This is a genomic window from Shewanella olleyana, assembly GCF_023283825.1.
Taxonomy (GTDB): Bacteria; Pseudomonadota; Gammaproteobacteria; order Enterobacterales; family Shewanellaceae; genus Shewanella; species Shewanella olleyana.
The window spans coordinates 1-24,544 of the sequence record NZ_JAKILD010000018.1 but is presented as its reverse complement, the minus strand read 5'-3'; the positions used below and the strand labels follow the sequence as shown (position 1 = coordinate 24,544).

Below are 24,544 nucleotides of genomic sequence, written 5' to 3'. Positions count from 1 at the left end.
CTATCAATGAAAGCCTGATGCACTCATCAGGCTTTTTTAGTTCTAGGGCTTAGTGATTCTTGGTGATTAATACATCCTTTAGCCAAAATACGATTTGAAAGCACATCACTAAGGTAAAAGGGATCGCGCCAACAATGGCGATTTGCTTATTTAAATCCACATCATTAATGGTCACGAGTGCAATGGTGATGGCCACCAATACAGCGCTCCAAAGCAGTTTAGCCACTTGGCTTTCGCTGCCAGTAAGCATACTGGTGATGTAAATTGATGAGTCGGCGCTGGTGATAATAAAGGTCACTAGCAGTAATAGTGCAGCGATTGAGAACAACATACCTAAAGGTAATTGAGCAAAAAAGCTGAACAATCCTAAGGTGTATTCTTGATTCACTGCAGCCATCACTTCATTGGCAAAAGGTTGCGTCAACACACTACCAGCAAAGCCTGAAAACCATAAAATGGATGCTAGAGTTGGCAGTAATATTGTGCAGCTTAAAAACTGTCTGACGCTTCTACCTTTGCTAATTCTGGCAATAAAAGGGCCGACAAACGGCGCCCATGCAATCCACCATATTAGGTAGATTACACTCCAACCTTGGCTCCATTTAGCGGGTTCTCCAGCACCAAGTGAGACGGAAGGTAACAGCTTGATATATTCCAGCGTTGATTGCGCCATTAAGCTCAAACTATTAAATGGATCAACTAACAAAATTACCGCCACAAGCATGACAATCATAAATAAGCTGTTGAACTGACTTAAACGTTTAATGCCTTTATTGAGCCCAGCGATTGAAGATAGGGTAAACAGCATGGCAATAATCACAATCAAACCAATTCTGAATAATTGGCTACCAATATTAAGGCCCATTGATTGTTCTACGCCAGTTTGAATCAAGGCCACGGTATTAGCGAATGTGCCAGCCATACCAAACACAATAGCGATTACCGCCAGTAAATCTAACATGCTTAACCATTTAGGTTTTTCAGCACTAAAACTGGCACTGATACGTAAGCTGCGATTTCGATTGTAAGCAAACCAAGCCATGACTAATCCCGCCATGGCGTAAATGGCCCAAGCATGTAAACCCCAGTGAAAGTAAGTAATCGCTAGAGCGCCCGGTACTGATGAAAAGTCATCTTGCAAAAAAGCGGGTGGATTGACGAAATGATAAACCGGTTCTGCTACTCCCCAAAATATTAGCCCTGATCCCATGCCAGCGGTAAATAACATGGCAATCCAGCTTGCAAAACTGAACTCAGTTTTAGCTTCATGGCCACCAATAATCATTTTTCCTATGGGGCTAATAGCAATCACTATTGCCAGTAACAGCAAGAGTGACGAAAGTTGAATAAATTGCGAGTCAAAATTTTCTAAAAAAAACTGGGTGAAAGCACTAAACACCCTAAGGGTCTTATGGGGGAAGGCCAGCAGTAACCCCGCGATAATGATGACAGGCAAATAAAAGCCTAATTTGGGCGTCATTAGCTTCTGATTAGTAGAGGTTTCTTGTTGCTGTGTCTGGCTGATATTAGGCGATTTCAAGCTTGTCGATATCCATTATTCGAGTCTGTATTCAGATTTTTCACTATGACGTAAATTACTAGCAGTTTAAAGTGCAATTAATTGATTTAGCTTTTGCTAAATTTGGTAGTGCTAAAGCATGAAGGTGCTAAAGTTTGTGAATGCTGATGCTGAAAGGGGTTAACTGATATATGGGAGAGGGTAACTGGGCTTATTAAAATTAATTTATCGTAATAAAGGATGATGTTTTTACAATGGCAGGCGAATAATAACTTAACTATGTTGGTAAATTGTTTTAGTGTAAATCATTGATAAGATAAAAAATGATTAGTTAGTTTTTATTTTTGTGCTGTGGTGGAGATAATTATTGAGCAAAATCAAATTGATTGCCGCAATGGCATTTGTATTGTTGTACTCCTCGAACTTATTGGCAACAGCGCTTAAATACAACGTTAATGGCTCAAGTAGTTGGGTACCTTATTATATTCCTGATGCAGCTGGTAATTCGGGTATTTTAGGTGAGCTAGTTCCGCTAATTTTATCTACAGCTAACATTGAAATCGAAAAGCATAACTACCCACCAAGACGGACCAATCAAGCCTTAAAAACTGGCTTGTTAGATTTTGATTTTGTTAGTCCAAGTTGGTTTCCTGAAGGGGAGATGGGCCAAGAATTTATTCAGTCATCACCGATATTATCCATTCAAGAAAATATCATCACACTCGAGGAAAACCAAAAACAATGGGCAGATGTTAATAAAATAACTGGCGAGCCTATCGGTACGGTGCGAGGCTACCTTTATCATGATGATAATGTGTTTACTCGGGTGGACTTTGCCTCAGAGAAACAATTAATTAAAGCCTTACATAAAGATCGCGTTAAAGCTGCGATATCAGGGGATTTACCAGCATTATATTGGGCAAAACAATTAAAGATGCCTATTGCGCTTGCTGCAGTTCATTCAAGTGGAGTGTTAGTGATGCGGCTCAGAAAAGAGCATAGTGAGATGATGCCAAAAATCAATGATGCCATCGCTCAGCTTAAAAGCGATGGCATCATTCAAGGGATTGTCGATAAATACACTAAAGATGAGCAGTATCAGCAATATCCGCAACATCCGCAATAGTCAGCTGATATTACCCGCTAACTTTTAATAAGATTGAGAGATAAGCTCTCTTAACAAATTAGCGATTATTGACCTTAATTAGATTTGAACGCCTGTGGTTGAGATAGCTGCTGTTTTTTCTTATCAAAATAATGATTGGTTTCCGTTAAAATCACATGTCTTAAGCCGATAAGCGCAATAAGGTTAGGAATAGCCATAAGGCCGTTAACGGTATCAGCCAACATCCATATTAAATCCAACTGAATAAAGGCGCCCACTGCAATTAAGCTTAAAAATGTCAGCTGGTATACCTTAATCCCTTTATCGCCTAAACGCTGACCTGTGAGGTAATTCCAGCAACGCTCGCCATAATAATGCCAGCCTAAAATAGTGGTAAAGGCAAAACAGACTAGTGCAATTGTCACAATGTATTGACCAACAATCACTGAGCCACCAGAAGCAAATGCAGCACTGGTCATTGCAGCGCCTGCTGTATCACCATCCCACACTCCAGTAATAATCAACACCAAACCTGTCATGGTACAAATTAAAATAGTGTCGAAAAAGGTGCCTGTCATGCTGACTAAGCCCTGCTCGACGGGCTCATTGGTTTTAGCTGCAGCGGCAGCAATCGGTGCACTGCCTAAGCCGGACTCATTTGAAAACACGCCGCGGGCAATACCAATTTGAATCGCCTGAGCAACGGTCGCCCCTAAAAAACCACCTGCAGCAGAAATGGGTGTAAATGCCGAATGAACCACTAATTCAAGTGCAGGTATGATTTGCTCTGAAAAGCTAAATAAAATCCAAATACACGCAAGTACATAACCTAGAGCCATAGTCGGAACCAGCTTTTGGGCAACGTTAGCAATACGTTTTACCCCGCCTAGCGTAACTGCTGCAACGATAGTTGTAAGGATTAACGCAGTGACCCAGGTTGGCACGTTAAAGGCAATGGTCATGGCATCGCTAATAGCATTAACTTGGGCAAAGGTACCAATTCCAAAAAAGGCCACACCGACCCCAAATACAGCAAAGATTTTGGCTAACCATTTAAGGCCTAAGCCACGTTCAATGTAATACATTGGGCCGCCAGCAATATTGCCTTTGGCATCTGTGGTGCGATATTTTACCGCCAGCATACATTCGGCATATTTAGTTGCCATGCCAAAAAAAGCTGCTAGCCACATCCAAAATAAAGCCCCTGGGCCACCAATTTTAATGGCGGTGGCAACACCGACAATATTACCCGTACCGATGGTTGCTGAAAGTGCAGTACATAAGGCGGCAAATGATGATAAATCGCCTTTACCAGTCGCGGGTTTAAATAACAAACTGAGAGCAAACGGCAGCTGGAAAACTTGCAAAAGTTTAAGGCGGATAGTGAGATAAAGACCTGTACCAACCAGCAAGCAAAGGGTAATAGGACCCCAAACAATGCCATTGATATCAGCTAAAAGTGTATGAAAATTCATGGTGTTCCTCGAATATTAAACAACTAATAAGGGCCTATTGATCTTTGCTGGTTGAATTTTGTTCGAGTTAAAAGCGTTTTAATTGAGACGGATGGATTGATGCCTAGTCATCTAAGCAAAATTCATCTAACAAAGAGTAAAACGTTTTTAGCCGAACCCTTCGGGCAACGTTTGTTGACCATTTTTACTGCGTTATCGACGTTTTATGTAGAATAACTACACTACAAAGTCTCTGCCTTGTATAAATGGTCAACAATTCGCAGCAAAAACAACCTTGAAAGAGCAACAGGCCCTTATATGGAGGAGGAAAAGATATGGCTGATCAGTGGTACTGAGGCAGGAGAGAGCACAGCATTAACCTTTTTGACAGAAATCAAAAAGGCAAATATCAGGCACAGCAAAAACGACAGTGACCATAAATGAATACAGTCATCCTCTCCTCTGTCCTTTTGCCTGAGCGTTTCGCGTGACTGAAAAGTCAGCCTCACTTTCGCCTTCGGCGCTGTAATGACAAATGCTAACGAACCGCTTTTGCTTACAGTCTCTCCAGAGGCTCGTCCAGTAACAGTCCTCACCACAAAGTGGCACCTGAAAGAGTGCTTTAACTGCTTGCTAACATTAGCGGCAGATAAAGTTGCCTCGTCGGTGTGGGGTTATTCCCCACTCTCCTGCTACCTTCATCCGAACGGATCTTTTTGAAAACGCCTGTTTATAACAGGATTCATTCCTCAAAAAGGGCAGTTAGCATGCGGGATATGATGAGATGACTCAAGAGGTGTAGATCACAGTTTTATAGCGAGTAAGTTAGTTGCGCTAAATTTAGCCAGACGGGAATAACTGCATAAAAAAGCCGTGCGAAAAAAGTTACAGATAACTTTATCAGCACGGCTTTAATGGCAATTAAATTTCGACTTCATTTCCTTTTGGGTTAGGCCCAAACCGGTTGGTTTCGTCCTGACTGTCTGAGACAAAGAAGTACAATAATATCAGTGCACCGACAATTGGGATTAATGCGATTAAAATCCACCATCCGCTTCTATCAGTATCATGTAAGCGACGTACACTGACCCCTAGCGCAGGCAAAAAGACTAATAATGAATATATGCCGCTTAATAGACCGTAACCCGTTTCTTGGTTCAATGTGCCGGTCATGTTGTCCACTATCCCTAAGACAATCCCAGCAATCACATTGAATAAAACGAAGAACCAGTATTCTTTACGACGAGCGCGATCTTTAAAGTTAATGTAATTCTTCAGTACCTTGATATACCAATCCATGATGTCCTCTTATTAACCTGTTTATTTAAATTAAGTTTATATACTTAATGTGAACCAATTATGCCGATATATCTATTATTTTCTTTCTATGAGTTCACTCTACATGGTTGCGGGTATTGAACCGTTTACGAATATCTATCGTAGTACATTTTATCTGCAATCAAAGAATCAGTTAAAAGGTGCTTAGAAATGGATAATGTTAATCAATCTGGACATATGGCAACGATTATTGGAATTGCTGATGCAACCCATTACTTAGTTGGGCTGACTGATGCCAATGATAATTTTGCTGGGCTCAATGGTGAAGCTGCAGGAGAATGCGTACATTCAATTGTTGAAGCGAAAGCACTGCTAAAAAGTCATGACTACTCGGTGGCGAATCTTGAGTATCAAACAGCTTATGATGAAATGTGCGGCTTAGAGCATAGCGGGAATTATCAGCAGGTTATTTCTCTGTAGTGACTTTTATAGGCTTTATACAAAGCTATTTTTTAAAGCCTTTATTATTTTGAGTATGTGCTTGTATGAAGTAAAAGCACCATGGGCCAAAGCCATTGAATTAAAATTATTCAACCCATGGTGAATGGAGGAACTATTGAAAATCCTTCATCTACTGACAAGTACAAAATGGTCATTATCAATCAAACAAATGACCATCAGGTTAACAGCAGGTATTAATTCGGTTTCTCCCATCAGCTTTAGCACGATAAAGCGCCGTATCTGCAGCGCAAAGTAGCGCGTTAGCAGTCCTGAATTGACCATTTATTTCACTGGCATGTCCCTGACTCACACTCACTGATACCGATATATCTAGGCCTATATCCATATAGGTCAAAGCATTAATATTTTGCTGAATAACCTGAGCGGTGGCTTGTACCTCTGAGTTGTCACAATTTGGCATGACTAACGCAAATTCTTCACCACCGTACCTAGCTGCTGTGCAATCTTCGTTGGGTAATGAAGCCTGTATGGCTGCAGCAATTTTTTGTAAACAGCGGTCGCCCATCACATGACCATGGTTATCATTGAAATTTTTAAAATGATCAATATCGATAATAAGCACACTGATTGGATCGCCTTGTTCAATGCATGTTTTCCAATGGTGCTTTAAGTCTGCATCAAATACACGGCGGTTAGACAAGTTAGTTAAGCAGTCGGTCGATGCCCATTTATATAGCTGCTGATACTCAGCGCGATACTTACTTAAATCTCTGATGATGATGCCAAATAAAGGCTCAGACATCGGAAAATGGGTGACAGACATTTCCACATCAATAGTTTGGCCATTTGACATGTTAAGTGTCGTTTCATTAGGTAAGTGATTCAGCGGTCTGGGCTCTAATCTAGATTCAAGGATCATTTGTTGATAGTGCGACTTTTGCGGTTCACACAAATAAGACTGCCAGCGCTGACCAATTAAAGAGTTTGCTGAGCTTTTATCACAATCAAGCAGTAAGGAAACAGCGTGTCGATTTGCCATTTGAATATTGCCAAACTCATCGACAACAATCATCACTTCCATCATGTGTTCAACTAAAGTGGATAATGAGCTGAGGGCGTTACCACCGAGTTTAGTTTCTATAGCGTTAACATCTGTATTGACTTGATTGCTATCAGCCTTATTCGCACCGGTATTAGCACTGTTATTAGTATTAGTATGGACGGTAGTGTGATTACTAAAAGCCTGATTACTAATAGTGCGATTACTGATAGTGTGATTGGCTAAATTGTTTGATAAAAATTGTGGTTCAAGTTTTAAAGAGTTAGTACTCTGAGGAAGTTCATTGACGCCAAATTGGCAATTGTTATTGCCCGTCTTAGTGCCGCCAATGAACATGTCCATATTCACTTGAGAAATTTGGGTTAATTGATTCTCAGCAGTGGAAGTGAGTTCTAACATAACGAGTATCCTTACTAGAAAGTTAATATCGCCGCAGTGATTGCGTTTTCTAGTGATTACTCTATCGAACTCTGTTTACTACAACCTTTCGCTAACCTTCCGATTTAAGATGTTGAATTAATTATTTTTAAATTCTTCACCATTAACAATTTTCTACACTGCCTTGCCCCTTGTTAATGACTTGAGGGTCCTCACTAAGGAGAAGTAAGGAGTTATCCGTGTTAGTTAACACGAATTGAAACTTGGTGGTGCCGACTACTTTATCCAAGTCCATTAACTGAATTATTTGACCATCATTACTCGTAGTGACGGCATCAACTACGCCATCAAAAGGGGTTTCAAAGGCTGCGCCAACAAATTTTAATCCTTTGTCTGTAAGGTCATCTAATAAATAGGTAATGGTACTTTCGCCAGAAACTTCTACAGATCCAGTTTCATTACTGTATGAAAATGTCGGTACTTCATTTTTATCAATTGTGACGGTTACAGTGATAAAGGTGGCCTTGCCTGTGATATTTAACATGATGACTCCATTCGTTTAGTGAACATTTGTAAGGTTTATTCCAGCTTGAACAACAGTATTAATTAGTTGAGATTCTGTAGGTAACTCTCCTAAGCATTGCAATGCTTTAAGGTAAGGTATCGTGAATATAGGACTTCTGTTTGTTTCTGTTACGACCTCTAATCTATATTTCGTCTCAGTACAGAGAGAGGTTTTAGCTATTTTGGGGTTAACAGAAGCTGAATTTGAATAAATAAGTAACTGGCTAGAAGACAGTAATGCTTTATAAGTGACATTTTGGGTATGCCTATTAGCAATGTCATAGAATAAATCTTCAGCGATTACAGCATATTCATTACTTTTACTATATTGGTTGTGATTGAAAAAGTACCTTGCAGATGAAAGGTAATATTTCGCCCATAGGAATTGCTTTTTAGATGAGTTTTTTAATGACTTATTATCTATTAGTGATAATGCTAAAGAATCAATATCATAATTAAGAATTTTTTTACTTTGCTCATCCACCACCTCTAGTAACCTAAACATTGAATTAAATTGGTCTATTTGCCATTGCTCATTTAGAGGATCCTGAGTTAATGCTTTATTAATCGCAGCGAGCCCTAATTGAGTGATCTCGAAAGCTTGTTGCCGTTGATTTTGATAACGTAATAAATTGGAATGTATTTGATAGCTAGAAAATAATCGATCAAGCGCATAAGGGGTTAGTTCAGTAGATGAGCTCAATAGCTCCAACTGCAGTTTTTCGTGTAATCTAATAGCGTTATTTACATCTCCTTGTGCTATTACGGCATTTGCGAGCCAAGAGCGGGTATCTGCAATATCTGCCATCAGTTGAGCATTATTAGGTTTTGCTGACAAAGCTTTTTGCTTTAATGCTAAGGATTGCTCAAAAGAGCTTTTGGCCATATCAAATTTTTGTTGCTTACTTGAGATTGAACCTAGCGAATTATATGCATAGGAAAGCTCCATTAGAGCTTCATGATCATCTGGCGCTAAGCGATACATGGTCTGGCTGTATGCTAAGTATTGTTCAAACCATGATTTAGCTGCTTGCCAATCACTTTGATCGTAGTCCAACTGTCCTAACCAGAACGCATTTGCCCCTAAGGTTTTAAGTAGTTCGAAATGTTCAGGTTGTTCAATTAATAATGCGGTGAGCTTTTCTCTAGAAGCTAATAAGGCTTCTTTTGCTTCGATAGTTTTACCCCGTGAGTAGGCGACTTCACCCATGGCTTCTAAGGTTTGTCCGTGTTGAAAACGGGCTTCAAAGCTTAAGTTAGTATCGCTTGGGTTCGAAGCGTCACTGAAATATTCCAGTGCTTTATTGTTGATACCATCCAGTAAATCCATGCGACCAATGCCACGCATTTTGTCTGCGAAATCACCGACCATAAAGCCGAGAAGGTCTTCCGCTGCTTGCCTTTTTTGTTGGGCCATCCTCTCAGCTTCGAAGCTTTTAACGCTGGCTAAAATCGAGGTGATCGTGAGGAAAAAGAGTAACGAAATGGTGAAGGTTTTTTGCCAGCGTTTGATTTTTTCGTGCTTACTCGATGCAGTAATTAATTCAATTTCTTCAGGCTCAAGCTCGAACAAGGGATTGTTTTTGAGTGACTTGGCTTCTCTGAGTGGTTTACCGTCAGCCAGCAAGTAAGCATGGTTTTTGTTTTCTTGTAACCAGCGGGTGGATAAATGATGGAGTCTGCTTTTAATTCGCAAACTTTGGTTATGCTCAGCTATCCATGAGGTTGCCCTTGGCCAGCGGCGCAGTAGCGCTTCGTGGGCAATGCTGAAGCAGGGTTCGCCGTTTTGCAGATTGGACACGAACAAGCGACTGTTAATCATCGCCTGAGTCAGGGTGCGTTCTTCTTTAGTGTGAAGCTGTGCCCAGCGCGCAGTGCGACTAGTGATTGATGACTCGTCTTCCCTTAGCGTCACTAGCAGTGAAAATACATGGGGCAGACTGGCTTTTTGCTGGGGGCTTAGCTCAGCAATAGCATCTTCGGCATTTTTGCCAATCGCCCCTTCAATGCCGCCTAACTCTTGATACACGCTAAACAGCAATTGGTTGTCTTTACTGCGCTTTAAATAAAGTGCTTGCAGCATGTATTGCAGCATCGGCAGTGCGTCGGGGTTACTGGCGGCTTCTGCGCAGAGAATTTCATCTAAAGGTGTTGCAGTATCAGGATCGCTAGTCCAAGTTAAATTAGCCGCAATAGCAGGCAAACGGATCATTTGCAGCAATTCGCTACGAGTCGGTGGCGATAGATCAAAATGCGCCCCTTGGCCCTTTCCTGTCATTAAACTAGGGTAGCCAACAAGTAATGGGTAGAACTCATTACGACAAGCACTTAATACAATAATACAGCCAGAATTGGCGAGTTGTTCGAGTATGCTAACAAAAGCAGAACGCTGTTCATGGGTAAAAAGCGGTGAAGACAATAACACTTCTAGACGATCGATAAACAAGGCAAAATGAGTGTGAAGTTGACGATTAGCTTTAATGGCTTGCTTGCATTGATGAACAATTACTTGTGGTTCTGTAATGAGTCGGTGGGATAGCGAATCCGCACTGTCGCCGTCAAACACTGGTTGGTCATTAACTTCCCAATCGAGCATCGCTCCTGCAAGTTCGATAAAGAGTTGTGATTTAGCGACGTCGGCAAAGTCTAGGCTGCTGTAAGCGACTACATGCACCCCGTTATACCCTGAACCTACGGTAAGATTAGGAATAATACCTGCATTGATTAACGATGATTTTCCACTGCCGCTCGGGCCGAGTAATAAACAAAAACCACGACCGAATTTAACTTGCTGGCTAATACGCTCAAGTAGCACGCTAATTTGTTTACTGCGGCCAAAAAAGACCTCATAAAAGTCTTCTGAGTAGGCCTGAAGACCAGGGAAAGGTGAGCCAGCATTCCACTGCTGATGAGCTGCAGCAGTTTCATGACCTATGGGAAAATTAACATCGGCGAGGGTGCGGTAGCCCCGCTTACGAATGGTTTCAATATAACGTGGTGATGTGGCTTTATCTTCGAATGCTCGGCGTAATTGATTGATGATTTTGTGCAGTGGGTTATCGCCAATATCGGTATCAGGCCAACAGTGATTGACGATATCGTCTGCGCTGAGTACTTCACCGCTTCGTCGGCATAATAAAACCAATACATCCATAGCTTTAGGTTCAAGCTGTTTTGTTTTTTTACCAAGGTTTACGCTATTGCTATTGGGATCAACCTGCCATTCACCAAAGAAAAAAATCTCGTTTTTCATTATCACATTCCATTGAAAACCCAGTGTTATGCTTCATGCATTCGGTAACAGCTAATCGCGATTGCGTTTTATTAGTATTTACTTATACCAATTTATGGTTAGTTTGTAACCACTCAAAGTGTAAAAGGAAGTAAAAACAGACTAATTGGGGATGTAAAAAAGAGCTCGAGAGTGATCAGCTGTTGGAGGTTTGTTGTCAGCGATATAGTCGCTTAAGTAAAGAGTATTCCCTTGCTGTTGTAGAAATACTTAAGCGTATCTTTTAATTATTGTCTTACAGCCACTGTTTGCCCTTAAGCTGCTCCAGTGCCTTAGCAGTTAACGCTTCGGTATATGGGTTAATCTTAAAGTGGTTGGGGCTCCAGCCTTTTACAAACCGCTGAAAGTCGGCCCAAGCGATTGAATATAATGGCCGCCATGTTTGCACTAATTTATCTGTACAAATGTGGGGGTGATGGTGCTTGGTGCTATTCATTAACTCGTTAAAGTAATAATCAAGCCATTGTGTAATTTGCGCTTCACCTTCTGAAAAATTCATCACGCTGCTCAGCAATAATGCCACATCTTTCATACCGCAGCCTTGACCAACATATTGAAAATCTACCGCAGCTGCTTGTTGATGGTTTTCGGTAAAGCAAAAATTAGCTAGCTTGGCATCACCATGGACTAAGGTTTGAAATGGAGCATTACTGAGCGCTGCATCTATTTGTTGTGCTGCGGCTTTGAGGCGTGAATCTTCGAGAGCTGCTAGTTCGTCAGGGCGGGTATCAAGGTGCCAATAAGTACCTTGTTGCCAGAGCTTAGTGTGTAAGTGGTTACTTACTTTTCTGCTCTTGTTGCTGCTCTGGTTACTGTTTTTGTTACTGGTCTGATTTATGCTGTCAGTTTGCTGCTGTTGAGGTTTTGTAGCAGAGTTTTGGAATAAGAATTGGCCATGAAACTGCCCCAGCCATTTAAGGCAAGCTTTAATAGCGACATCATCAGCACGGGTGAGCACTTTGCTAAAACCAACAGTGGCTAAGTCCTCAAGAATCAATAAACAGTCATCGCCGTTTTGTTCAAGGTATAAACATTTAGGTACCCGATTATCTTGGCTACATTGGTTGGCGTAATCTTGATACCAATGAAACTCTACTTGATATGATTTTATCTTGCGCTGATGAGAAAGGGCTGTATTCCAACCTTTAGGGTGTGATTGAGCAGCAGTGTTATCGTTTGAATCCATCACAGGTAAGTTGATGTGTTTAACAATGACGCTGTGATAGGTTGAACCTGATAAGTGAGCTCTGAATAATTCTCCGTAACCACTCCAAAGTGATTGGATTAGTTCGACGTGAGTAATGTCAGTGGCACGAGTTTGCCGCTTAATTTGCTCAAGCAGTTGTGGGTTAACTTCAAAGGCATCAGTATTCATTGGTATCAGTTATCTCAATTTCATCTTTAACATGCTGATAAAGGTGCAGCACTGGGTAAATTGTATGGCTAACTCACTAATAAGTGAAATAGTTCTCAAGTCTGGCGGGAAAGCCATTGAGTTTTAAACCAATTAGCGTAATTTGAAAACATTGAACCCCGTTGGAGCTCAGAATGAAACCAGGAAAAAATGATACAAAATTGCTAAAACTTGCCATGGAAATTGGTGAAGCTTATGCAAGAAAAAGAGGTTTTAAGAATTTTGGCGAAGGTATTTCTCCAAAGGATAAAGTGGAGTGTATTTATCGTTTACTGGTACAAGACGGCTTGATCCAAGGATTAGCGGAAGATAAAGATGACGGCCCTAATCGTAAGCATAAGTTGGTTTTGTGGATCTCGAAGCAATTACCGCCTGAGCATCCGCTATTGAACTAAGTTGTGATGATTCAATATAAAAAGCCAAGCATTTGCTTGGTTTTTTATGATTTTATTCAACAAATTTATTCAACAAATTTATTCAACAAAACCTGCTTAAGATTTTGCTTCTACTTCAGCGTCCTCAGCTAACTCTTCTGGTGATTTAAGCACATCTTTAGGCTTAGTCACGCTGCCAATGGGTGGATACGATACGCTGTCTTTAAAGGCTTCGCGGGTATCTTCACTGTAATTAGGAAACGGCAATTCATCTTCATCAATGAGTTGACGTATGGTTTGCTCGGCGCGTTGCTGCACTTCCAGATCGGGTGGGGTGGCATTTTGCAGCACAACACTTTGACCTACTGGAGCAATTTGAATGTCCAGTTGCTTCATGATGTTGAGTAAGTGGAAGTTTAAATCTTCTGCGATACCAAAGTATTCGTTAATATCACCAGTATCAATATAAGCATTCACGTTGACGACAAACGCATCACGCTCAATGGCTAAGAATCGTGCTCGCTGCGCTACTTCTAGTACTCTTGGATGTGATAACAGTAGTTTACGTAGCTCCATCAATAACATTTGCAGCTGTTCTTTACTGGTGTCGAGGCTGATGCGTAAATCATGCTTATAGCGGCGGCGATCGATTACCGAGAAATTTTCTAATTCTTGAGAAGAAAAAACTGAGTTAGGAATGTGCACTACGGTGCGATCGAGCTTTCGAATTCGAGTCGAACGCAAACCTATCTCTTCAACCACTCCCAAGGTCGCGCCAAAGCGACAAAAGTCCCCAGGTTTAATTGGCCTTGCGGCGTATAACGTCAGCGCACCAAATACATTCTCTAATGGTTTTTGCGCTGCTAATGCTATCGCTAAACTACCAACACCTAATCCAGTTAGAATTGTTGCCATGTTATAGCCTGAACTTTCAAACCACATTAATGCAATGACCACCACGATGACGATTTTAAGAATGGCAACCATAGGTCTTAGCAGTGCGACACTGTAGCTTTTATCTTGGTCGTGAAGTTGTTTAGATTTATAGGCCGCGTAAAGCTCGACTAAACCGATAATTAAAATGGTGTTGGCGAGATAAAGTAGGGTGCTGTTATCAAACCATACGCGGGCACGAACAGATAAACCAAGGGCAAGCGCCACATATTGCAGCATAGAGAAGTATAAAAACCAACGTAAGCTACGACCACAAAATCGGGTTAGCCCAGCAATTTTAGGCTCAAAGTGCTTGGCAATACTTATGGCCGCAAGGCTGATAAGGCCGGTACCAATCCAGCCGAATAAGATGCTTAAACTGAAAATCAGCAGCTGCCAATTTTCCATGTGAAAAGCTTTAAAATCAGGTAAGAAATTGGCAAGTGTTTCTATTTGCGGGCTGTAACCGTATTCGTCCCATAACTCGGGAATTTTGGCGACAGTAGCATTAGATATTTTCCAGATTTTGCCGCCTTTACCATCTGGGACATGCTGCATGTAAACTGGTACTGGGCCTGTGCTGGTTTCTAATACCCCCAGTAAGTCGCGATAGCTAGGTAGTTTGTCATTAACATGGCCTTGGGGTTGGTCGCTCACTTGTGACAAATCAATGATGTTTTGTTTGTTCCATAAAATGGCGAGTTTACGGAGCAGATCAGGGCCATCTTCAGCGTTGATGCCTTTAGGTAGGTAACGTAAATCGACAAATTCTGCGGCAGTTTGCCAGTCACTTTCCTCTATGGCTTGGCCAATGGCAATTAATGTCGATAAGGGCGTTTCACCATCACGGGCCAGTAAGAGCCCGCCTTGGGCTTCTGCAATTGCTTCACTGCGCTTTTCCGCTTCAGCGAGTTTTTTGACGTTAATATCGTCGGCAGCAAGAGCAGTAAATGACACACAATTGATTGAAATGAGTAATACAATCGAAAATAGCCAACGCCAAGTGTGCAGCATAATGAATTTATCCCTAAAAGAAGTCCTGAAACACCATCAAATATATGTGTTTTAACAGCAGACTGCTAGCACGATTTATCATAAATTTCACAAAGTTACTTGTCGTTAGTTACATGCGAGTCCGTGTGATTATTTAATAAAATGGCTTGAGAGGTTAATTTAGCTATTACATTACGGTGGAATGATAAGTCTTGTTGACTATTTAAGTTTTAGGCAAAGCGTTGCCTTTTAACGAGATGGCGTAGCGTAAAATAGTAAAACCTTCATCATGATATTCTCTGATAAAGGTCATGCCGAGCTTTTCAATGATCTTTATCGAACCCAAATTGAGGTTCACCACTTCGCCATAAACAATGTCTATATGCATATGCTTTTTAGCATATTCAATACAGGCAAGGTTGGACTCTGTGGCATAACCCTTTCCCCAAAAGTCTTGGTGTAATCGATAGCCAATATCGATAGCATTTATCCGTGAATCATTTTTGAAACCACAAAACCCAATCACTTGATTCGTCGCTTTTAGTACCACTGCCCAGCGAGCAAATCCGAACTTTTTATATTCGGTTAACCAAATCTCTCGGATAATATTTTCAGTATCGTTAATGGTATTGCATGAACCAGCATCGCCTGTGTAGCGGGTGACTTCTTCTGAATTAAACTCAAGCACAGCTTGGGCATCGCCAAGATTAAATTCACGAATGATAAGGCGCTCTGTTTCGGTGATGACTTTCATTAATATCCTTATTCTCCGATGCTAAATTGGCGATCGTTTTTCTGTTCTAGTTATTACAGTAATAATATTTACAGTACTAATGATTACAAGCGACCAATTTCAGTACTCGAACCTGATGCATTACTAATGTCGTAGTAGGCCTGATAAGCAAAACGGCCGATAGCAATGATAATTAAAATGATAATAATTCGGCTCATGATGCCTGAAGCCGTGGTCGCCTTGTGCATTTTTATCGGGCCTTTATTTTTAGCGGACCTATGTTGAGACGATTTTTGGTTGCCATTAGCTCGGTTTGAATTATTTGACTTAATCTTAATATCCACACCTGCAATATTTGCCTTGATGGCTTTTACTTTACCGTCAGCTTGCTGTTCTTGGGTAAACTCAATTTGATCGCCAACAATGGGCTTTCTTGCCATATGTTTAAGGGTTGAGATATGAATAAACACGTCTTTGCCACCTGCATCAGGTTCTATAAACCCAAAACCTTTACTACCATTCCAGCGAACTAATTGACCTGTTTCCATCATCACTTATATTTTTCCTCTTACCACTTTTTATTAAAGCTGTAACCTGCTTTAAAACACATTATAAAATTGACTGCCCTATGCTAGGTTAATATCAGAGCATTATGAAGTTGATTGCTTATGCTAGGTTATTAACAGTACATAATAAATTGTTTTTATCAGCGGCTGAGTTTTTTAGCTGATTACAAGGAATATAACATGAAATTACCAGCACGCTTTGCTGCTATACCCGCGTCATTATCAATAACACTGGCTTTAGTTGCGGCAATAAGCAGTACATCGCTGCATGCTGAAAACCTTGATGCATCAGTGATGAAGTCAATGCCAAAACTTGAGCAGCTTTATACTCACTTACATCAAAATCCTGAATTGTCGTATCAAGAAAAAAACACCAGCGCGCGAATGGCAAAAGAGTTAACCCAGCTTGGTTTTGAGGTGACAGACAACTTTGGCGGTTACGGCGTTGTTGGCATTTTTAAAAATGGTGCTGGGCCAGTGGTGATGATCCGCGCTGATATCGATGGTTTACCGATTATTGAGCAAACGGGTAAGTCATACGCATCGAAAGTCACGACAGTGGATGAGCATAATAATACCGTCGGGATAATGCATGGCTGTGGCCATGATATCCATATGACCAGCTTTATTGGGGCGGCTGAGCAGCTGATTAAACATAAGTCTGATTGGAAAGGCACCTTGATGATGGTGGCACAACCTGCTGAAGAAGTTGGCGGTGGCGCTAAAGCGATGATTAAAGAAGGCTTGTTTAGCAAGTTTCCAACCCCTGATAGTGTGATTGGTTTACATGTGAATGCGGGGATTCCAGCGGGTAAAGTCGGTGTCGTCAGCGGTTATGCCTTAGCGAATGTGGACTCAGTGGATATTACTATTAAAGGTAAGGGCGGCCATGGCGCTTACCCTCATCTTACGATCGATCCTGTGGTTATTGCTGCAAGAACAGTGCTGGCACTACAAACCATTCCAAGCCGTGAAGTCTCACCACTTGAACCGAACGTAGTGACTGTGGGTTCTATTCATGGTGGCTCAAAGCATAATATTATTTCTAATGAAGTGAAGTTACAGTTGACATTACGCTCTTATAATCCTGAAGTGCGTGAACAACAAATTGCCGCTATTAAACGCATTACTAAAGGTATTGCGATAAGTGCAGGTTTACCTGATGAATTAATGCCTGAAGTATACGTGCACCAAGACGAAACGATCCCATCGACCTATAACGAACCGCAACTTGCAGCCAAGGTGCAAGCCAGTATCGAAACCGAGTTAGGTAAGAATAATGTGGTGATAGCACCGCCTGTAATGGCCGGAGAAGATTTTGGTTTATATGGTCGTACGGAGCAAAATATTCCTATCACACTATTTTGGTTAGGAGGGGTTAACCCTGAGCAATATCAAGCAAGCCTTGATAGTGGTGAAGCATTACCTTCGCTGCATTCAAGCAAATTTGCGCCAGATTACCCGTTAACGATCAGGACAGGTGTACGAGCGATGACGCGCACTGCGATGGACTTATTTAATCAATAGTATTTGTATTTATGACTATCGACGCGTCACTTTAGACGTTCTGAACAGGTATAATGAGCATCAAATTAAGCCATGTTGAGCCTGCATCAGTCGCTCACTAAGCATTAAAAAATCAGGTATTTACAATTATGATTACGTTTACTACAAACCTTGGCGATATTTGCATTGAGTTAGATATGGAGAAAGCGCCTGTCAGCTCAAAAAATTTCTTACAGTACTGTAAAGATGGCTTTTATGAGCACACGATTTTTCATCGAGTGATTAAAGGTTTTATGATCCAAGGTGGCGGCTTTACTGCCAAGATGAAAGAAAAGCCGACACGTGACCCAATTGTCAATGAAGCGAATCGTGGCTTAAGCAATGTATTAGGTACCATTGCAATGGCAAGAACTGATGCGCCGCACTCAGCCACTGGCCAGTTTTTTATTAATGTGGGTGACAATACCTTCCTTGACCACACTGCAACCACTAACAATGGTTGGGGTTATGCGGTATTTGGCAAAGTGGTTACTGGCATTGAAGTCGTTAAAGAAATTGAAAAAGCCAAAACTGCCACTATTGCAGGTCACGATGACGTACCTAAAACTGCCATAGTGATTGAAAAAGTGACTATTTCTGAATAGCTGGTACGAATAGATGCTGGAAGTGAAAAATGGCAGTTAGCAAGTAGCGGTTGATAATGAACAAGTCCCTTTATCGACTCCTTTCATCAATCCAATCAATCCAATCAATCCAATCAGTCAAAGGAGCCAATGTGAGTCTTACTCAAGCAGATATGTTACAGCTAACTCAGGCCAAGCAATTGCTTGAAAATCCAGGCCTTGCTGCAAAAATGACTGATTTTATTGGCTCGCCAATTGAGAAAGGATTTTCTTTGCTGCCTGCTAGTGTCAGTGGTGGGATTGGTAAAGTCACTCAAATGGCGTTAATGAAAGCATTTGATGCCGCTTTGTTTACCATGAAAGACGGTTATGTTGGTAGTTCGTCTGATCGCTGGCATAAATTAGGTGTTGCTGTGAGCGGTGGTGTCGGTGGATTCTTTGGCTTATCAGCGTTAGCCATTGAGTTACCTGTATCCACTACCATCATGCTGCGATCGATTGCAGATGTCGCCCGCAGTGAAGGCGAGCAGCTTAATGATATCCAAACCCAAATGGCCTGCTTAGAGGTGTTTGCATTAGGCGGTGAGTCAGCGGCGGATGATCAAGCTGAGAAAGGTTACTTTGCCGTGCGCACTGTGCTGGCGAATAGCATTGCAGAAGCGGCTGAATACATAGCAACCAAAGGCTTAAGCAAAGAGGCTGGCCCTGTGATGGTTAAGCTGGTGGCGGTTATTGCCGAGCGCTTTGGTGTGCAAGTCACCCAAAAAATGGCTGCTCAGGCGGTTCCTGCCATTGGCGCAGCAGGTGGTGCGATCATTAACACTTTATTTATCGATCACTTTCAAGACATGGCCAGAGGGCACTTTATTGTACGCCGACTTGAACGCCATTACGGTGAAGAAACCGTTCGCTTAGCTTACGATGGATTACTGTTAACCTAAGCGGCTTATTTAATTTTAATCGTCTACTTATGTCTTCCACTTGTCTCTTCCACATTCGTAAAAGTAACTCGTAACAATTAAACTGTGTGAACTTTCATCAATCCTCGCTATCTTAATTACATAAGCAATCAATAATGTTGATGTAATATAAGAATCTAAGGATACGATTTCAGGATGAATTTATTTAATCGAGCCAGTTTGAATACCTTTTTGGCAAGTTGCACAGGGCTATTATTGGCCGTTAACTTTCAAGCCAGTGCTGCTGAAACCTCATTTACTCCGCAATTTACCACTCATCATATCGACGCTGACTTTGAGCTGACTCAAGGGATTATCAGTGCCAATATTCTTGAGCAACAAGGTAATGAGTTAATTGCGGTTGGTGTTGACGATAATCACGATCGCTGGTTAGCGATTTACGGCTTTGATAATGAAAAGCTTGTTTTACAGGATAAGTTATTACTTTCAAAAGATATCTATAGCTTTGATATTAACGAATTAGAATCAACCAATACCTCTGCGATCCAGCAATTGTTTTTTGTCACTGACGATTCTCTACTGCTTTACTCAGCTTCGAAAGGCGATAGTGAGCAAACCCAGGTTGGAAGCAAGACTAACCAGGTGGGTATGCTAAAGAAAGTGGCAGATATTCAATCTATTTCGGTGACGGCTCAAGCTGATTTTATTTCTCGAGGCAATTTTGTCGTCGATATTAATAATGATGATATAGCGGATATTTTGATCAGTGACTTTAGAGAAACAGCAGTGCTTTTAGGCAGTGCTGACGGTGAGTTTATTCAGCAGTCATTGCCGTTATTACCTGTGGTAGAGCTTAAAAATAACGGCGCTGAATACAGCCATGCCAAGCTTTATCATAGTGATATGAACTTTGATAATCGTGACGATATTATCAAAGTGGGTGAGGGATCATTAGAAGTTTACCATCAGCTTGAAGATGGTCAGTTTTCGTCGATTGCTGAGTTTATCTCGGTGAGCCAGCCGATAAGTGGCGTGGATTGGTGGAACAAGCGAGATGCCTATGGCGAAAACTTGGATCAAAGTGATTTGCTGTACCGAAAAGTAGAGCGCATTGGCGATGTAAATGGCGATGGCATTAGCGATCTTGTGGTGAGGTACACTAAAAGCTCAGGCGTACTTGATAGAGTCAATGACTATGAAATTTACTTAGGCATTAACAACAATGGCAAGTTAGTCTTCCCCCGTGAAGCCAACACCATCATAAAAGCCGATGGCACCTTAACTGGCTTACGCTTTGAAGATCTTGATAATGATAATGTCGATGAAGTGATTGTGGCTGGGTTTGATATTGGAGTGACTCAAATTGTCAGCGCATTACTGTCTGGCAGTATTGATCAAGACGTGCACGTTTTTAAAATGAATGACGCCAGTGTTTTTGCTGACAAAGCCAATGTGAGCAAAGAAGTGGAACTCAGCTTTAGTTTAACATCTGGTCAGAGTGGCGAGCCGGTAGTGGCATTAGCCGACATCAATGGTGACGGTTATAAAGAGTTACTGTTATCCGATGATAATGAAGAGCTGAATATATATTACGGTCAGGCGGGCACAGTGCCTTTTAAAAAGCGCGCTGAAGAATGGCAAATGGCAATTCCGGTAGAAGGCGCAATGTTGTCAGCAATAGACATTAATACTGATGGCAAAGATGATCTATTGCTTAAGTTTGGCAGACAAGACCCTGAAAGCCTACAACGTCGTTTTAGTGTATTAATTGCTAATTAGCATCTAGCTAGCATTTAAGTGCTCTACTTTTAAGCCAACCTTCGGGTTGGCTTTTTTGTGCCGTTTTGCCATTAACCCTATGCATAAAGAGGCTATTATTTAAGCTTATGAATAAGCATCATTTTATTAAAAATCACTATTACATTAGCATTTGCTGAAAGTGATCTGCTTCTAATTATCAGATAAAGATCGTAAAAATCTGTTTAGCTTTTTAATGATGAGCGTAAACTAACCTTAAACATGTAAATTAAATGCATGATTGAAATCATCATCAGGAGAAAGGCAATGTTCTGTATTCAATGTGAGCAAACAGTAAGAACCCCTGCAGGCAATGGCTGTAGTTATTCACAAGGTATGTGTGGCAAGCTAGCGTCGACTTCGGATCTTCAAGATCTACTTATCTATATGCTACAAGGCGTATCAGCCTACGCAGTTAAAGCGCGTGAGTTCGATATTATTAACGCTGAAATTGATACTTTTGTGCCAAAAGCTTTCTTTGCCACGTTAACTAACGTGAACTTCGATGATGAACGTTTGATGGACTATGCCTATCAAGCACAAGATTACCGTAACGAATTAAAAGCGGCTTACGAGCAAGCTTGCGCAGACAAAGGTGTTGAACCTGAAGCGGTTATCGCTCAAGGCGTACTAAACCTTGCAGCTTCAAAACCTGAAATGTTAGAGCAAGCGCCAATGGCACTGCCTAACCGTGGCGATGTGCATGAAGATATTCTTGGCCTTCGCTTATTATGTTTGTACGGCCTTAAGGGCGCAGCGGCTTACATGGAGCATGCACGCGTATTAGAGCAAACAGATGCAGACGTTGCTGGTGAGTTCCATCAAATCATGTCATTCCTAGGTGAAGATTCAGTTGATGGCGATAAGTTATTTGGCACTGCGATGGAAATCGGCCAACTAAACTACCGCGTAATGGCAATGCTCGATGCCGGTGAAACCAGTGCATTTGGTCATCCTGAACCGACTGAAGTGAACACCAAGTCAGTTAAAGGTAAAGCGATTTTAGTGTCTGGTCATGACATGAAAGATCTTGAGCTTATCTTGAAACAAACTGAAGGTAAGGGCATTAACGTCTTTACCCACGCCGAAATGCTACCTGCATTAGCTTACCCAGAATTTAAAAAGTACCCGCATCTTGTGGGCAACTACGGCAGTGCATGGCAGAATCAGCAACGTGAATTCGGCACTTTCCCAGGCGCTGTTGTGATGACATCTAACTGTATTATCGATCCAAATGTTGGCGAATATTCAGATCGTATTTTCACACGTAGTATCGTTGGTTGGCCTGGTGTCACTCACGTTGAAGGCGAAGACTTCAGTGAAGTGATTGAAAAAGCGCTTGAGCTTGAAGGGTTCACTTACGACGAAATCCCTCATAAGATCACCATTGGTTTTGCCCGTAATGCCTTAATGGAAGCGGCGCCAACAGTAGTTGAGAATGTGAAAAACGGTTCAATTAAGCACTTCTTCTTAATCGGCGGTTGTGACGGTGATAAATCTGAACGTAGCTACTTTACTGACTTAGCTAAATCAGTACCTGATGACACTATTATCTTGACCCTTGGTTGCGGTAAGTACAAATTCAACAAACTTGAGTTTGGCGATATTAATGGTATTCCACGTTTGTTAGATGTGGGCCAATGTAACGATGCGTATTCAGCGATTCAATTAGCGTTAGCATTAAAAGATATCTTTGAATGTGACATTAACGAATTGCCTTTAAGCCTGGTATTGTCTTGGTTTGAGCAGAAAGCGATTGTGGTATTACTGACGTTACTTTCACTTGGCGTTAAAAATATCCGTACTGGTCCTACACCGCCAGCGTTCTTAACTGAAAACCTCGCTAAAGTGTTAGAAGATCAGTTCGGCCTTCGTAACACCACTGATGTTGAATCAGATCTTAAAGCAATGATCAAAGCGGCTTAATAGGCTGTTTATGGTGATATAAGCGATGAGCTTATATCACCGTTTTATTTTCTTCGTTTCAAACGTCCAATTTCAATTCTTGATTTCGTGAAAGGTGCCCTATGAGCTCATCTGGATTTTCATTTTCAGCAGCACTCTCCTCAGTACAATCAGCTTCTGCACAATCAGCTTCAGTACAACCTACTTCAGCTGAAAAGGCTAAAGAAGCGCCTAAAGCTACTTTTTCAATGTCTAGTGCCCTAAAAAGCAGCGCTTTAGCAAATGTGGCCAGTAACTCGGAAGCTAAAACAGTGACAGATGCTGAAGCAAAACTTGACGCACAAGCTGAAAAAGTCAGTGATGTTGATAAAGCATTACTCAGTGCAGATGATTGGCAGCGCGGCGACATCAAACTTCGCTGTGTAGAAAAGTGGCACGAAACCCATGATGTAGTGAGCTTTCGATTTCAGGGTTTAACCCCAGTTAAATTTAATTACAAACCGGGGCAATTCATTACCTTCAAGTTAGAGATAGATGGAGAGATGGTATATCGCAGTTACACCATGTCTTCTTCACCTTCGCGACCTTACTCTATTGTGGTCACGGTTAAACGAATTGAAGGTGGCAAGGTGTCAAACTTTGTCGCAGAGCAGGTAAATCAAGGCGATGTAATCTCAGCTTTAGGCCCAGATGGGGTATTCAATTTAGTGGATATTCCTGCCGAGAAGTACTTATTTTTAAGTGCTGGTAGTGGCATTACGCCAATGTATTCCATGTCTCGCTGGTTACTAGATGCCAGAGTCGGCAGTGATATCGCCTTTGTACACAGTGCACGCAGTAACGATGACATCATCTTTGCTGATGGCTTAAGTTCAATGGCGCATCGCAGTGCTAAGTTTAATCTGAATTATTTACTGGAATCCGCTCCAGAGCTTAATGAAGGCGTTAACCACACTGGCAATGACAGCAGAATGTTAGGCCGTTTTGATATTGGAAAACTTGCGTTGTTAATTCCTGATTTTAAGCAAAGAACCATCTTTGTTTGTGGACCTGAACCTTACATGGCAGCCGTTAAATCGTTAATTGAGACCAGTGGTTTTAACATGGCTAACTTCCATCAAGAAAGCTTTGGCGGCGCTGCTAACACTAGCAGTGTTATTAATAAAGTAAGTAGTGATGCTAATAGCAGTGCGCAGTTCATGCTAAAAATCGCGGATAAAAATATTCCATTATCGGCTGAGCAAACCTTATTAGAGGGTATTGAGTCTGAAGGTTTACCGATTATTGCAGCGTGTCGAAGCGGTGTTTGTGGCGCGTGTAAATGCCAAGTCACCTCAGGAACGACAGAGTCGAGTAGTACAATGACACTGACTGAAGATGAAATAGTAGCGGGTTATGTATTGGCTTGTTCAACTAAAATCACTTCAGATGTGACCTTAAAAATGTAGCTAGGGCGTGTTGATCTTTGCTGGTTAAATTTTGTTCGAGATAAAAGTGTTTTAATTGAGGCGGATGGATTGATGCCTAGTCATCTAAGCACTTCTTTTTAAAAATATGCATCCAACAAAGAGTAAAACACTTTTAGTCGAACCCTTTGGGCAGCGTTTGTTGGCCATTTTTACTGCGTTATCGACTTTTTATGTAGAATAACTACACCACAAAGTCTCT

Annotated in this window: 19 protein-coding genes and 1 riboswitch; of the genes, 9 read left to right on the top strand and 10 right to left on the bottom strand. The window is 41.4% G+C overall.

Going from position 1 to position 24,544, the window contains the following annotated elements; genetic code table 11:
- Positions 1–49: 49 nt before the first annotated feature.
- The gene (locus L2735_RS13510; RefSeq protein WP_248985208.1) at positions 50–1,540 is read right to left on the bottom strand and encodes a BCCT family transporter; all 1,491 of its coding nucleotides are present in this window, start codon (positions 1,538–1,540) and stop codon (positions 50–52) included.
- A gap of 373 nt (positions 1,541–1,913) precedes the next feature.
- On the opposite strand from L2735_RS13510, the gene L2735_RS13505 reads away from it, so the two are divergent.
- Complete coding sequence (locus L2735_RS13505; protein ID WP_428848315.1) at positions 1,914–2,645, top strand: substrate-binding periplasmic protein; 732 nt, start codon at positions 1,914–1,916, stop codon at positions 2,643–2,645.
- Between the two features lie 74 nt (positions 2,646–2,719).
- Here L2735_RS13505 and L2735_RS13500 read toward each other — a convergent pair whose 3' ends face one another.
- Together L2735_RS13500 and L2735_RS13495 are read right to left on the bottom strand one after the other, a co-directional pair.
- Positions 2,720–4,099: an alanine/glycine:cation symporter family protein gene (locus tag L2735_RS13500; protein ID WP_248985206.1), complete on the bottom strand. Its 1,380-nt coding sequence runs from the start codon at positions 4,097–4,099 to the stop codon at positions 2,720–2,722.
- 431 nt (positions 4,100–4,530) lie between these two features.
- A riboswitch (glycine riboswitch) is annotated at positions 4,531–4,659 on the bottom strand.
- 340 nt (positions 4,660–4,999) lie between these two features.
- A complete protein-coding gene (locus tag L2735_RS13495) occupies positions 5,000–5,377 on the bottom strand; it encodes a DUF805 domain-containing protein (RefSeq protein ID WP_248985205.1) in 378 nt (125 codons plus the stop codon).
- Positions 5,378–5,566: 189 nt separating this feature from the next.
- On the opposite strand from L2735_RS13495, the gene L2735_RS13490 reads away from it, so the two are divergent.
- On the top strand, positions 5,567–5,836 hold the full coding sequence (locus L2735_RS13490; RefSeq protein ID WP_248985204.1) for a DUF6482 family protein: 270 nt from the start codon (positions 5,567–5,569) through the stop codon (positions 5,834–5,836).
- A 202-nt stretch (positions 5,837–6,038) separates the two neighbouring features.
- Here the strand turns inward: L2735_RS13490 and L2735_RS13485 are convergent, their stop codons facing one another.
- From L2735_RS13485 to L2735_RS13470, 4 genes are all read right to left on the bottom strand, one after another.
- Positions 6,039–7,277, bottom strand: coding sequence for a sensor domain-containing diguanylate cyclase (locus tag L2735_RS13485; RefSeq protein ID WP_248985203.1), 1,239 nt, complete (start codon positions 7,275–7,277; stop codon positions 6,039–6,041).
- A gap of 142 nt (positions 7,278–7,419) precedes the next feature.
- Positions 7,420–7,800, bottom strand: a complete 381-nt coding sequence (locus L2735_RS13480; protein WP_248985202.1) for a DP-EP family protein — start codon at positions 7,798–7,800, stop codon at positions 7,420–7,422.
- A gap of 15 nt (positions 7,801–7,815) precedes the next feature.
- Positions 7,816–11,073: an nSTAND1 domain-containing NTPase gene (locus L2735_RS13475; RefSeq protein ID WP_248985201.1), complete on the bottom strand. Its 3,258-nt coding sequence runs from the start codon at positions 11,071–11,073 to the stop codon at positions 7,816–7,818.
- Between the two features lie 274 nt (positions 11,074–11,347).
- Positions 11,348–12,487 carry a phosphotransferase gene (locus L2735_RS13470; RefSeq protein WP_248985200.1) on the bottom strand — a complete coding sequence of 380 codons (1,140 nt, stop codon included), beginning with the start codon at positions 12,485–12,487 and terminating at the stop codon, positions 11,348–11,350.
- Positions 12,488–12,660: 173 nt separating this feature from the next.
- Between L2735_RS13470 and L2735_RS13465 the strand changes: the two genes are divergently transcribed.
- Positions 12,661–12,921, top strand: a complete 261-nt coding sequence (locus L2735_RS13465; protein WP_248985199.1) for a DUF5062 family protein — start codon at positions 12,661–12,663, stop codon at positions 12,919–12,921.
- 96 nt (positions 12,922–13,017) lie between these two features.
- Here the strand turns inward: L2735_RS13465 and L2735_RS13460 are convergent, their stop codons facing one another.
- The 3 genes from L2735_RS13460 to L2735_RS13450 form a co-directional block, all read right to left on the bottom strand.
- Positions 13,018–14,847 carry a mechanosensitive ion channel family protein gene (locus L2735_RS13460; protein ID WP_248985198.1) on the bottom strand — a complete coding sequence of 610 codons (1,830 nt, stop codon included), beginning with the start codon at positions 14,845–14,847 and terminating at the stop codon, positions 13,018–13,020.
- A 202-nt stretch (positions 14,848–15,049) separates the two neighbouring features.
- Positions 15,050–15,580 carry a GNAT family N-acetyltransferase gene (locus tag L2735_RS13455; RefSeq protein ID WP_248985197.1) on the bottom strand — a complete coding sequence of 177 codons (531 nt, stop codon included), beginning with the start codon at positions 15,578–15,580 and terminating at the stop codon, positions 15,050–15,052.
- A gap of 83 nt (positions 15,581–15,663) precedes the next feature.
- Complete coding sequence (locus L2735_RS13450; RefSeq protein ID WP_248985271.1) at positions 15,664–16,110, bottom strand: cold shock domain-containing protein; 447 nt, start codon at positions 16,108–16,110, stop codon at positions 15,664–15,666.
- A 195-nt stretch (positions 16,111–16,305) separates the two neighbouring features.
- On the opposite strand from L2735_RS13450, the gene L2735_RS13445 reads away from it, so the two are divergent.
- The 6 genes from L2735_RS13445 (at position 16,306) to L2735_RS13420 (ending at position 24,324) form a co-directional block, all read left to right on the top strand.
- On the top strand, positions 16,306–17,652 hold the full coding sequence (locus L2735_RS13445; RefSeq protein WP_248985196.1) for a M20 metallopeptidase family protein: 1,347 nt from the start codon (positions 16,306–16,308) through the stop codon (positions 17,650–17,652).
- Between the two features lie 128 nt (positions 17,653–17,780).
- Entirely contained in the window at positions 17,781–18,275 is a 495-nt protein-coding gene (locus tag L2735_RS13440; RefSeq protein ID WP_248985195.1) for a peptidylprolyl isomerase, read from the top strand.
- 131 nt (positions 18,276–18,406) lie between these two features.
- The gene (locus L2735_RS13435) at positions 18,407–19,195 is read left to right on the top strand and encodes an EcsC family protein (protein WP_346348138.1); all 789 of its coding nucleotides are present in this window, start codon (positions 18,407–18,409) and stop codon (positions 19,193–19,195) included.
- Positions 19,196–19,369: 174 nt separating this feature from the next.
- Positions 19,370–20,953: an FG-GAP repeat domain-containing protein gene (locus tag L2735_RS13430; RefSeq protein WP_248985193.1), complete on the top strand. Its 1,584-nt coding sequence runs from the start codon at positions 19,370–19,372 to the stop codon at positions 20,951–20,953.
- Between the two features lie 285 nt (positions 20,954–21,238).
- Complete coding sequence (gene hcp, locus L2735_RS13425; RefSeq protein ID WP_248985192.1) at positions 21,239–22,897, top strand: hydroxylamine reductase; 1,659 nt, start codon at positions 21,239–21,241, stop codon at positions 22,895–22,897.
- 101 nt (positions 22,898–22,998) lie between these two features.
- Positions 22,999–24,324, top strand: a complete 1,326-nt coding sequence (locus tag L2735_RS13420) for a hybrid-cluster NAD(P)-dependent oxidoreductase (protein ID WP_248985191.1) — start codon at positions 22,999–23,001, stop codon at positions 24,322–24,324.
- The last annotated feature ends 220 nt before the right edge of the window (positions 24,325–24,544 follow it).